This is a genomic window from Novosphingobium sp. NDB2Meth1 (assembly GCF_900117425.1).
Taxonomy (GTDB): Bacteria; Pseudomonadota; Alphaproteobacteria; order Sphingomonadales; family Sphingomonadaceae; genus Novosphingobium.
In genome coordinates this window covers 1-11,920 of sequence record NZ_FPEH01000015.1, presented here as the reverse complement: position 1 = coordinate 11,920, position 11,920 = coordinate 1, and the positions used below count along the sequence as shown (strand labels likewise).

The following is an 11,920-nucleotide window of genomic DNA, read 5'->3' as shown; positions in this document are numbered from 1 at the left end:
TGCCGCTCGGCCGCCACCGGGCAGGTCGCAAGAGGAAGGGTTGCTAGATGGCGCGGTCGCCAGACCGGCGCCCGGGCTTTTCGCGCAGGGCGCAATACGGGATCTTCACCGGCTACGTCATTGCCGTGGCCGGCTTCCTTGCGGGCGCGGGGCTGCTGATCGTGAGCATCGTCAACCCGCAGGCATTCAGTTCGGTGCGCGGCGCGGCAAGCGAGATCGCACGGCCTGCGGGCGAAGCGGGGGCCGAGACGCGCGCGGCGGGCCAGAGCGTGATCGCGGCCATCGGCGCCTATTTCCAGGCCGGGCGGCAGAACGCGGCGCTTTCCCGCGAAGTCGCCGCGGCGCGGGCCAATGCGCTGACGATGCAGGCGCTGGAAGGCGAGAACAGGCGGCTGAAAGCGCTGCTCGGGATTGTCGACCCGCAGATGAAGCCGATCACCGCCGCCCGCCTGATCGGCTCGACCGCCGCGAGCGCGCGGCGCTTTGCGGTGCTTTCGGCGGGCACGTCGCAAGGTGTGCGGCCGGGCCAGCCGGTGCGATCGGCGGCGGGGCTGATCGGGCGGGTGATCGAGGCGGGGCCGGGCACGGCGCGGGTGCTGCTGGTGACGGACCCGGAAAACGTGGTGCCGGTGCGGCGGGTGCGCGATGGCCTGCCCGCCTTTGTCGAGGGCAAGTCCGACGGGCGCATCGCGATCCGCCTGCTCAATATGGGCAACAACCCGCTGAAGCGCGGCGATGTTTTCGCGACGTCGGGTTCGGGCGGGCTCTACCCGCCGGGCATTCCGGTCGCGGTGGTGACCGAAGTGCTGCATGACGGGGGCGTGGGCCATCTCGCGAGTGACCCCGCAGAAGCCGATTTCGTGGTCGTGCTGCCGGTGTTCCAGGCCCCTGCCGTCGAAGCGCTGGGGGCGAGCCAGCAGGCGGCAGGACCGGCTCCCGAAGCCAGCGAGGGCGGAGGGGGCAACTGATGCCGTTTCCCCGGCTGCCCGACCTGCCCAGCCTGCCGCGCCGGCCGGAGGACCTCGTGCCGCAGCGGATCAACCGCGCGCCTTCGCCGCTGGTGGCTTCCGGACTGCCATGGGTTTCGGTGATGCTGGCCTCGCTGGCAGTTTACTCGCCGGTGATCGCCTCTGCGCCGGTGGTGCCGCCGCTGGCGTTCATGGTGTTTCTGGCGTGGCGCATGCTGCGGCCGAGCCTGCTGCCGCTGTGGGCGGGCCTCCCGCTCGGCGCGTTCGACGATCTTTACAGCGGGCAGCCGTTCGGATCGGGGATCGTGCTATGGTCTGCCGCGATGCTGGTGATGGATACCGTCGACAACCGCCTGCTGTGGCGCAGTTTCGTGGCTGACTGGGCGGTCGCTTCGTTGCTGATGACGGGCTATCTCGTGCTTTCGGCAGGGATCGCGGGGCTGGCTGCGGCCTATCCGCTGCCGCTGGTGATCGGGCCGCAGCTGCTGGTGACGCTGGCGCTCTATCCGCTGGTGACGCGGGCGGTCGCCCTGCTGGACCGCGTGCGCCTCCTGCCGCTCAGGACGGTCTGACGCGCCATGCGCCAGAAGTGGTCCTGGCCCTGGTCGAAGCCGGCGAAGCCGCTGCCGGTGACGGGCGCGCAGCTCACCCATTCGTTCGAGCGGCGCACGTTCGTGCTGGGCATGGCGCAGGCGGGCGTGGGCATGCTGCTGGCCGGGCGGCTGACCTGGCTGGCGGTGGCGGAGAATGCCAAGTACCGCGCGGCCTCTGAAAGCAACCGCGTCAACCTGACGCTGATCCCGCCCCGGCGCGGCTGGGTGATCGACCGCACCGGCGCTTCGCTGGCGGCCAATCGCGCCGATTTCCGCGTCGATCTGGTGCCGGACCGGGTGGTCGATGCCGATGCCACGTTGCGGACGCTGTCGCAGCTGCTGGGCCTCACGGCGGACCGGGTGAGCGACATCAAGGACAAGCTGGAGAAGGCGCGCGGGTTCCAGCCGGTCGAAGTCGCCTCGAACCTCGACTGGGACAAGTTCGCCGCGGTCAGCGTGCGCCTGCCCGAACTGCCCGGCGTGATCCCGCAGCGCGGCTTCTCGCGCTATTATCCGACGGGCGCGGCGGTCGGCCACCTTGTGGGCTATGTCGGCCCGGCTTCGGCGGAGGATTACGAGAAGGAGCGCAACCCGCTGCTGATCACACCAGGCTTCAAGATCGGCAAGGACGGGCTCGAGAAGCACTTCGAGGAACGCCTGCGCGGCATTCCGGGCGCGCGGCGGGTGGAGGCGACGGCGGGTGGCCGCGTGGTGCGCGATCTGGGGACGCGCGAGGATGTGCCGGGGAGCCCTATCCAGCTGACCATCGATGCGGGCCTGCAGGACTATGCGGCGCGGCGCATCGGGCTCGAATCCGGCTCGGTCGTGGTGATGGACTGCGCGACGGGCGACTTGCTGGCGATGGTTTCGATGCCGAGCTTCGATCCCAACAGCTTTGCCGACGGGATCGGCCGCATCGAATGGAAGATGCTTTCGGAAGACGACCACGTGCCCTTGCGCAACAAGGTGCTGCGCGGGCTCTATCCGCCGGGTTCGACGGTGAAGCCGATGGTAGCGCTCGCGTTCCTCGAGGCGGGACTTGATCCGGAGGCCAGCGTCGGCTGCGCGGGCGGGCTGCGCGTGGGCAACCGCGTGTTCCACTGCTGGAACCACCGCGGCCACGGCACGACCAACATGTCGAAGGGCATCTACCAGTCGTGCGACGTCTATTTCTACCATTTCGCCCAGCAGATCGGGATGGACAGGATCGCGGCGATGGCGCGGCGGCTGGGGCTGGGTCAGGAATACCCGATGCCCTATCCCGGCCAGTCCTATGGCACGGTGCCCGATCCGCAGTGGAAGCAGCGCAAGTATCAGAAACCATGGGCAATCTATGACACGGTGAATGCGACGATCGGTCAGGGCTACATGCTGGTCAATCCGCTGCAGCAGGCGGTCATGGCCTCGCGCCTTGCCTCCGGGCTGCAACTGACCCCGCGCCTCCTGATGGACCGCCATGCGCCGCGGGCGCCTTCGCTGGGGATCAAGCAGGAACACCTCGACATCATCCACGCGGCGATGAACGAAGTGGTCAACGGGCGCGGCACCGCCGGCAAGGCGCGCATTCCGGTCGAGGGTGTGCAGATGGCGGGCAAGACCGGCACCGCGCAAGTCGTCGGGCTCAATATCGGCAACGGCAAGGGCGGCCTCTGGAAGCACCGCGACCACGGCCACTTCATCTGCTTCGCGCCGTTCGACAAGCCGCGCTATGCCTGCGCGGTCGCGATCGAGCACGGCGGCGGATCGGGCGCGGCCTACCCCATCGCGCGCGACGTGATGACCTACCTGTTCGACCGCGCCAAGGCGATGGAAGTGCTCGAAGGCTACGAGGCGGAATGGGGCGGCGACGTGCAGCAGCGCATGGCGGCGAAATACAACGCCTATGCCGCGAAGTTCGGCGCCACCGCGCCCAAGGCGCCCGACGAGGAGCAGGCGGCGGAGGCGGTCGCCGCGGACAACACCCCGGTGGCCGAGCCGACCGCCGCGCAGACCGATGCCGCGCCGCCCGCGCCCGAGCCTGAGGCGCCCCCTGCCCCGGCTGAAACCGCAGCGCCTGCTGCCGCGCCGACGCCTGCTGCTGCAGCGCCCGCCGCGCCTGCACCGGGAGCCTAGGGCATGCAGCGCGCCTATATCCCGGCGTTCATCGCGCGCCAGCCGTGGGGGGTGATCCTGCCGCTTTCGGCGCTCGTCACCTTCGGCGGTGCGGTGCTCTATTCGGCGGCGGGCGGGCACCTTATGCCCTGGGCGCTGCTCCATGTGGTGCGCTTCGTGGTGTTCCTCGGCATGGCGATGGTCGTCGCGCGCATTCCGGCGGCGTGGTTCAAGAATGCTGCGCTGCCATCCTATGCACTGCTGTGCGTGCTGCTGGTGCTGGTCGAACTGCTGGGCCGCGTGAGCGGGGGAAGCCAGCGCTGGCTCAATCTGGGCTTCATGCAATTGCAGCCCTCCGAGCTGATGAAGCCGGGCATCGTGCTGGTGCTGGCGTGGTTCTACAGCGTGCTGCCGCCGAGCGAGATCCGCACCTGGCGGGCGATTGCCCCCGCAGTGGTGCTGCTGGGGCTGCCGGCGGGGCTCGTGATGCTGCAGCCTGATCTCGGCACCGGCCTTGCGATCAGTTTCGGCGCGGTCGTCATCATGTTCCTGGCGGGCCTGCCGCTGTGGCTGTTCATCAGCGGCGGTGCGGCGGTCGCGGTGGCCGCGCCGCTCGCATTCTTCACCCTGCTCCACGATTACCAGAGGAAGCGCGTGCTGGTGTTCCTCGATCCCGAAAGCGATCCGCTGGGTTCGGGTTATCACATCACCCAGTCGAAGATCGCGATCGGATCGGGCGGCCTCTTGGGCAAGGGTTTCGGGCAGGGTTCGCAAAGCCACCTCGACTACCTGCCCGAAGCGCATACCGACTTCGTCTTCGCGACGATGGCGGAGGAATGGGGGATGATCGGCGGGTTCTTCGTGCTCTGCGTCTTCGCGCTGGTGCTGCGCTGGGGGCTGAAAGTGGCCCTCAATGCGCCGGACCGCTTCTCGCGCCTGCTGGCGGCGGGGATGGTGACGACGATTTTCTTCTATGTGTGCATCAATCTGATGATGGTGATGGGCCTTGCGCCGGTGGTGGGCATCCCCCTGCCCTTCGTGAGCCACGGCGGCTCCTCGATGATGACCAACATGCTGTGCATCGGCACCTTGATGGCGGTCGATCGCTGGTCGCGCGCGCCGGGTAGAACCTTGCGATAATTTTTCAAAAATGGGGCTTGGCAGCCGGTGAGAAATCGCTAAAGGGGCCGCTCCCGGTCGCCGGTGACGGTACGGTGTGGACGCATAGCTCAGTTGGTAGAGCAGCTGACTCTTAATCAGCGGGTCCTTGGTTCGAGCCCAAGTGCGTCCACCAAAATTCTCAACGACTTAGTTGCAAATATACACCCCTCCCGAGGGGCTGTCGAGAGCCACGTAATCGCCACGTAATCAACGTGTTTCGTAGCCTGGCGTAGAGGCTTGATTTTCGATGTGCGGGAGGACGTTTCCTCCCTGGTCGAAGCCGCTGCGCGGCTTCTTCACACCCACCTCAGCGGGGACACCCCGCAACGCCCCGAAACGAAGAGCGGGGCTGCTGACGCGCTCTGTCCCGCAGGGCTGCCTGCCCTGCTCCTGAGGGCGCGGTGCCTGACGCATGGGCCCCCGCACGCACTCTGATCCGGCGGACATCGTCCGAAGTGCAGGCCGAGAAAGCCGACAGGCCCCGGCTTTCCGCCTGCGCGAGCGATGACGCGATGCTCCGCCTCGTTCAGGGTGCAGTTTCTTGCTTTGGCGATCTCGCTGGCCGCTCGCGCGGTTGTAAGCGTTGAGGGGGGAGAGTGAGAGTCTGGCGGGCTTCGCCGTGACGGGTTGAGGGTCGAGAGAGAGGCTCCCGGCCAGCCGTCATGGAGATCTTCCCATGGATATGCAGGTTCTCGATACGCGCCGCGACTCAAGCGGCGGTTACAAGGTCGATGTCTCGCGCGGCTCGCGCGTGGGTCGGGTGTCGTCGGAGTGGTTCTCGCGCCCAGATGATGAGAGGTTTCTGTCACTGGGCGATCTGGCCCGATCAGTGCGCGGTCGGTCTGACCGGAGCCGGACGCGCGTGGTCGAGACGGCGCTGATCCATGTCGAAGCAAACCGCAATGATCCGGAACGCCTGGCTCTCATGTTGCCAGGTGCCGAGGCACCGGTGACGCCAACTCACTGGAGCTTTGGGCAACTGGCCAGCCAGGTAGGCGCTCCTGCTGCCTATCTGCGCCAACTTCCGGCGCCGCTGGCCGCGATCAATCTGCAATACGGGCTGACCTCCAACCGAGCCGAGCAGATCAAAACGCTCGAAACAGACGATCCAGTTTCCGGGGGCCGGCTCGAACTGCGCGCCGTGACCGGGCCCGACTATGGCCGGATCTACGACCACGAACTCGTCGAAGCCGTGCAGAAGATCGCTGGCAACGGCACCGGCGACACACGCTGGAAGGTTCCGGGCGTGCTCGACTGGTCGACCGGGGTCTACAACCCTAACGTCGACATCTCGAAGGATACGACCACGCTCTATGCGTCGGATCGCGACGTCTTCCTGTTTCTGGTCGATGATTGCAACCCGATCGAAGCCGGGCGGCTGCCCGACGGATCGCCCGATCTCTACTTCCGCGGGTTCTACTGCTGGAACTCCGAGGTCGGCGCCAAGACGCTCGGCATGGCGAGCTTCTACCTGCGCGCGGTCTGCCAGAACCGGAACCTGTGGGGGGTGGAGGACTTCGAGGAGATCAGCATTCGCCACAGCAAATATGCCGCGAACCGCTTTGCCCATGAAGCCGAACCGGCGCTGCTGAACTTTGCCAATTCCTCGCCGCAGCCGTTCATCAACGGCATCAAGACCGCGCGGGAGCGAATTGTCGCCCGCAGCGACGAAGACCGGCAGGATTTCCTCCGGGCGCGCGGATTCTCCAAGGCTGAAACCGGCCGGATCATCGAGACCGTCCTCGCCGAGGAAGGCCGCCCACCGGAATCGATCTTCGATTTCGTTCAGGGCATCACCGCGCTCGCGCGGTCCAAGCCGCATCAAGACGCCCGGCTCGACATGGAGGGCAAGGCCAAGAAGCTGCTCGACCGGGTGCATTAAGCCAGCAGGGCTCAGCCCGTTACTCATGCGTTGCGCTGCCTTCTCAGAGTGAGAGGGCGGCGCTTCGCTTCGTGACGGGTTCGGGCCTGAGAGAGAGTCTTTCGGGCGGCCCGTCATGGAGAAACCCCATGACCAAGACATTGCCCAAGCTCGTGCTCAGCGCCTCGCGCGACATCCCGTTTTCGCAGCTGGTGCTGAGCCAGAAGAATGTGCGGCGCGTGAAAGCAGGCCTTTCGATCGAGGATCTGGCCGAGGACATTTATCGCCGGACCCTGCTCCAGAGCATCAACGTCCGCCCCTTGCTCGATGCCGACGGCAAGGAAACCGGCATGTTCGAAGTACCGGCCGGTGGCCGCCGTTTCCGAGCGCTCGAATTGCTGGTGAAGACCAAGCGGATGGCGAAGGATCAACCGGTCCCTTGCGTCGTGCGCGAAGCCGGGATTGCCGAAGAGGACTCGCTCGCTGAAAACGTCATGCGCGTCGCGCTGCATCCGCTCGACCAGTTCCGTGCCTTCAGCGCGCTGATCGAAGCGGGCCTGTCCGAGGAAGACATCGCCGCGCGGTTCTTCGTCTCGGTGTCGACCGTACGCCAGCGCCTTCGGCTCGCGTCGGTCTCCCCCACCCTGCTCGAGGTCTATGGCGAGGACGGCATCACGCTCGAACAGCTCATGGCCTTCTCGGTCACCGACAACCATGCGCGCCAGGAGCAGGTCTGGGAACAGGTCAATCAGGGGCACCATGTGCCGGCTTACCACATCCGCCGCTTGCTGACCGAAGATGCGATTTCTGCAAGCGACCGCCGCGTCCGGTTCATTGGCATTGACGCCTACACCGAGGCTGGTGGCTATGTGATGCGCGACCTGTTCTCATCGGACGAGGATGGCTGGTTGCAGGATCCCGCATTGGTCGAATTGCTTGTGAACGAAAAACTCTCGGAACTCGCCCAGGAAATCGGTGCCGAAGGCTGGAAATGGGTCGAGGCCGCCGTCGACCTGCCCTATGGCTGCGAGCGCGGCAAACGCCGGATCGTCGGCACGACCGTTCCGTTGACCAACGACGAGCAGGCACGGCGCGATGTGCTGGTCGAGGAATATGACCGCATTGGCGACGACTACGGCGATGGCAGCGACCTTCCCGACGAAGTCGATGCGCGGCTAACCAAGATCGATGCCGAATTGACCGCCTTGAACAGTCGTCCCACGGTTTACGATCCGGACGACATGGCGCGCGCCGGCGTGTTCATTTCGCTGACCCACGATGGTCGCCTGCGGATCGACCGCGGCTATGTCCGTCCTGAAGATGAACCCGTCGCTGAAGGCCAGAATGACGGTACGAACGGTGCCAACGCAGACGTGTCCGATGGCGCGACAGTCACCGTGGCAGGGCAAGCGGCGCCAATCGGTGGTGACGACGACGAAGATGAGGCGATCAAGCCGCTGCCTGACAGGCTCGTTTCCGAACTCACCGCTGAACGCACGCTCGCGCTGCGCGATGCACTCGCCAACGCTCCGCAGGCGGCGTTCCTCGCCCTTCTCCATGCGCTCGTCCTATCGGTGTTCCGTCCCCACGGGACTCATGGCTGTGTGCGGATCGGCGTCACCCAGGCCTGGCTCGGCAATGTCGCACCGAACTTGCGCGAGAGTGTCTGGAGCCAGTCGATCCAGGCGCGGCAAGAACATTGGGGTGAAAGGCTGCCGGATGAACCACACGCGCTGTGGGACGCCCTCGCCGCTATGCCGCAGGATGAACAGATGGCACTGCTCGCCCACTGTGTCAGCCACGGCGTCAACGCACTGTTTGAGCCGAGCAAGGGCTATGACGGACGCATCTCGGCGCATGGCGTTGCGCAGCGCATTGCAGCGGCTGATGCTCTGGCAGCAGTCGTCGGGCTCGACATGGCCGAGGCTGGCTGGACGCCAACGGTCGACAACTACCTCGGGCGGGTGACCAAACCCCGGATCATCGAAGCGGTCCGCGAAGCCAAGGGCGATGCGACCGCCGCCCTGATCGAACATCTCAAGAAGGGTGACATGGCGCGCGAGGCCGAACGGCTGCTGAGCGGCACTGGCTGGCTGCCTGAACCCCTGCGGTTGCCGGTTATCGAAGCAAATGAAGCTGAAATCGCCGACCTGCCCGATTTCCTCGCGGATGAGGCCGACCAGGCGGACGCCGACGACGCCTTCGCGATCGCTGCCGAATGAACTTCGCTCGCGCGGGGCGGCCTCGGTCGCCCCGCGTGTCTTGTCACCCCCTCACCGAAGAAGGAGCTTTGCCATGGCAATTCCTGACCATGCCCGCGCCAATTTCGAGACGCTGCTGAAAGCGGCACAAGCAGGCGAACTCGCGTTGATGGAATGCACCGAACTTGCCAGCGGCGAAACCCGCTACGTTCTTTGCGCAGTTGGCCGCGACCACGGCGACTACGTGATGACACCGTTCGGGCACCTCGCACCGGACAATCCCTACGAGGCCTACGCTCCGCCCGCCTGATCCGGCCTACACCACCCCAACTTCATTAAAGGAATTCCGACATGACCAACTCGCCTTTGGCGGGTGCCTCCGCGCGCCCGCTTGCCGCTGCTTGCCCGCAGCAAACCGCTACCGCGATCATCACCGCAGCCCATGACCTGCTCGGCCACCTTGCCGCCGGTCGCCGGATCGACACGCCCGCCATTCGCACCGCCATGCAATCCGCCTTTGGCGCAAGCGATGCGACAGGAGCCTGGGACTGGAAGATCGCCTACGAAGCCGTCGAGGTCGCGCAATTGCTGTTCATTCGTCGCTACGGCCCGGCGATCCATGCCAGAACCGCCGATGCGTTCGAACGGCTCACACTGGTCGAACGGATTGCCCGGCTTGCCCCCACGCAAACCCGGCGCAGCGAGGAGATGCAGGCCTACCAGCAATTCTCGACACCGCTGGGACTGGCATGGGTGGCCGGGTTTGCTGCGGGCTTTCTGCCGGGCGAACTGGTGCTCGAACCTTCTGCAGGCACGGGACTGCTGGCCATCCAAGCTGAACTGGCAGGATGCAGATTGGCAATGAACGAAGTCGCCGACGTGCGTGCCGCCCTGCTTGGCAACCTGTTCGCAGGCTCGCCCCTGTCCATGCACGACGCCGCACAGATCCACGACCGGCTCGATGCTGGCGTGGTGCCGAGTTGCATCATCATGAACCCGCCGTTCTCGGCAGCGCTGAATGTTGATTCACGTGTGGCCGATGCAGCCATCCGGCATCTGTCATCAGCAGTGGCGCGGCTTGCCGACGGTGGACGGCTCGTCGCGATCACGGGGGCCAACTGCGCGCCAGATCACAAGGCATGGCGTGATGGTTTCGTCCGGATGCAGGACAACGCCCGGGTCGTGTTCAGCGCGGCGATAGCGGGCAGCGTGTTCGCACCGCACGGCACCTCGGTCGAAACCCGGCTGACCGTTATCGACAAGGTTCCCGCAGACAATCCAGCACAATTTCCGGCATCGCGAGGCATGGCTCCCGATCTTGCGACCTTGCTGCGCTGGTTGGCCGACAGCCTCCCGCCACGTCAGCCCATCTCCGCATCAGCTCTTCAGCCACTGGTAGCTGCCCGCAATTCACAAGCGATCAAAGCCAGCCCAAGGCCTAAACTGGCTACAGCCCCGATCCCTGCAATATGCGGCGTGCCGCTCGACTATGATGTGATCGACTGGTGTCCTCCAACCGACGGCAAGCTCTCCGAATCGCTCTATGAGCCCTACTCGCTCCAATCGATCCGCATCGCTGGCGCTCAGCCACATCCGACGCGCCTCGTCCAATCCGCGGCGATGTCCTCGGTCGCGCCGCCCAAGCCGAGCTATCGCCCGCATCTGCCCGCTGGTCTCGTCGAACAGGGATTACTGTCGGATGCCCAGCTCGAATCGGTCATCTATGCGGGCGAGGCCCATGCCGACCATCTCGCCGGCAGCTGGTCCGTCGATGCAACCTGGGACAGGGTGGAAGCTGCGCCCGATGACTGCGACACGGCCGTCCGGTTCCGCAAGGGCTGGTTCCTCGGCGATGGCACCGGCGCTGGCAAAGGGCGTCAGGTCGCAGGGATTGTGCTCGACAATTGGCTCAAGGGCCGAACGCGCGCGGTCTGGATTTCCAAGTCCGACAAGCTGCTCGAAGATGCGCAGCGCGACTGGAAAGCTCTGGGGCAAGAGCCCTTGCTGGTCACCCCGCTCGCCCGGTTCCGTCAGGGCACACCCATCCGGCTCGAGCAGGGCATTCTTTTTACAACCTATGCCACGCTACGCTCCGACGCGCGCGAAAACCGGGTTTCGCGCGTCCAACAGATCGTCGATTGGCTGGGGACCGACTTCGACGGTGTCATTGTCTTCGACGAAAGCCATGCCATGCAGAATGCCGGTGGCGGCACATCCAAACGGGGCGATTGCGCCCCCTCGCAGCAGGGACGTGCCGGACTGCGCCTGCAGCATGCGCTTCCCAACGCCCGCATCCTCTATATCTCCGCGACGGGCGCGACGACGGTCGAAAACCTAGCCTATGCCCAGCGGCTTGGCCTCTGGGGTGGTGCGGACTTCCCGTTCGACAAGCGCACCGATTTCATCGCAGCCATTGAAGCAGGCGGGGTCGCAGCGATGGAGGTGCTCGCCCGCGACCTGAAAGCCCTCGGCCTCTATGCCGCCCGTTCGTTGTCCTATGAGGGCGTCGAATATGAGCTGATCGAGCACCAGCTCACCCCTGACCAGGTCCGCATCTACGATGCCTATGCCGGAGCGTTTCAGGTCATCCACAATAACCTGGACGCCGCGCTGGAAGCCGCCAACGTCACGAGCAGCGAAGGCACGCTCAACCGCTATGCCAAGTCGGCAGCCCGTTCCGCATTTGAATCCGCCAAGCAGCGCTTCTTCAATCACCTGATCACGGCGATGAAGACGCCAACGCTGATCGCCGCGATCGACCAGGGCCTTGCCGATGGCCACGCCGCCGTGGTGCAGATCGTCTCGACGGGGGAAGCGCTGCTGTCGCGCCGCCTCGCCGATATCGATCCGGGCGAGTGGAACGACGTTCAAATCGACATCACGCCCCGCGAATACGTGTAATGTTGAGGTCCAGATTACACGTATTCTTTGCAGTCGACATTTATGTCGAGCATTGCGGCCGGAGGCGTGGGATTGCGTCGATTGGTCATGATTTTACTCCAGATAATATGGGGGTTGAGGGAATGTCCGGGGACGGGCTAAGCC

The 11,920-nt window shown here is 65.5% G+C and carries 8 protein-coding genes and 1 tRNA gene; all 9 read left to right on the top strand.

Going from position 1 to position 11,920, the window contains the following annotated elements; genetic code table 11:
• Positions 1-47: 47 nt before the first annotated feature.
• Complete coding sequence (gene mreC, locus NDB2M1_RS09635; protein ID WP_072381800.1) at positions 48-968, top strand: rod shape-determining protein MreC; 921 nt, start codon at positions 48-50, stop codon at positions 966-968.
• Positions 968-1,540, top strand: a complete 573-nt coding sequence (locus NDB2M1_RS09630) for a rod shape-determining protein MreD (protein ID WP_072381797.1) — start codon at positions 968-970, stop codon at positions 1,538-1,540. The genes mreC and NDB2M1_RS09630 overlap by 1 nt, the downstream gene beginning before the upstream one ends.
• 6 nt (positions 1,541-1,546) lie before the next feature.
• Entirely contained in the window at positions 1,547-3,673 is a 2,127-nt protein-coding gene (mrdA, locus tag NDB2M1_RS09625; protein ID WP_072381794.1) for a penicillin-binding protein 2, read from the top strand.
• A gap of 3 nt (positions 3,674-3,676) precedes the next feature.
• Complete coding sequence (rodA, locus tag NDB2M1_RS09620) at positions 3,677-4,792, top strand: rod shape-determining protein RodA (protein ID WP_072381792.1); 1,116 nt, start codon at positions 3,677-3,679, stop codon at positions 4,790-4,792.
• Between the two features lie 78 nt (positions 4,793-4,870).
• A tRNA-Lys gene (locus NDB2M1_RS09615) sits at positions 4,871-4,946 on the top strand.
• Positions 4,947-5,489: 543 nt separating this feature from the next.
• Complete coding sequence (locus tag NDB2M1_RS09610; protein WP_066532715.1) at positions 5,490-6,695, top strand: hypothetical protein; 1,206 nt, start codon at positions 5,490-5,492, stop codon at positions 6,693-6,695.
• 128 nt (positions 6,696-6,823) lie between these two features.
• On the top strand, positions 6,824-8,896 hold the full coding sequence (locus NDB2M1_RS09605; protein ID WP_066532712.1) for a ParB/RepB/Spo0J family partition protein: 2,073 nt from the start codon (positions 6,824-6,826) through the stop codon (positions 8,894-8,896).
• Positions 8,897-8,969: 73 nt separating this feature from the next.
• Positions 8,970-9,185, top strand: a complete 216-nt coding sequence (locus tag NDB2M1_RS09600; RefSeq protein WP_066532709.1) for a DUF6117 family protein — start codon at positions 8,970-8,972, stop codon at positions 9,183-9,185.
• A 41-nt stretch (positions 9,186-9,226) separates the two neighbouring features.
• Positions 9,227-11,776: a strawberry notch-like NTP hydrolase domain-containing protein gene (locus tag NDB2M1_RS09595; protein ID WP_253185832.1), complete on the top strand. Its 2,550-nt coding sequence runs from the start codon at positions 9,227-9,229 to the stop codon at positions 11,774-11,776.
• The last annotated feature ends 144 nt before the right edge of the window (positions 11,777-11,920 follow it).

Coding starts and splice junctions, on each gene's coding strand:
- mreC (WP_072381800.1), top strand. CDS start 48: ATGGCGCGGTCGCCAGACCGGCGCCCGGGCTTTTCGCGCAGGGCGCAA.
- NDB2M1_RS09630 (WP_072381797.1), top strand. CDS start 968: ATGCCGTTTCCCCGGCTGCCCGACCTGCCCAGCCTGCCGCGCCGGCCG.
- mrdA (WP_072381794.1), top strand. CDS start 1,547: ATGCGCCAGAAGTGGTCCTGGCCCTGGTCGAAGCCGGCGAAGCCGCTG.
- rodA (WP_072381792.1), top strand. CDS start 3,677: ATGCAGCGCGCCTATATCCCGGCGTTCATCGCGCGCCAGCCGTGGGGG.
- NDB2M1_RS09610 (WP_066532715.1), top strand. CDS start 5,490: ATGGATATGCAGGTTCTCGATACGCGCCGCGACTCAAGCGGCGGTTAC.
- NDB2M1_RS09605 (WP_066532712.1), top strand. CDS start 6,824: ATGACCAAGACATTGCCCAAGCTCGTGCTCAGCGCCTCGCGCGACATC.
- NDB2M1_RS09600 (WP_066532709.1), top strand. CDS start 8,970: ATGGCAATTCCTGACCATGCCCGCGCCAATTTCGAGACGCTGCTGAAA.
- NDB2M1_RS09595 (WP_253185832.1), top strand. CDS start 9,227: ATGACCAACTCGCCTTTGGCGGGTGCCTCCGCGCGCCCGCTTGCCGCT.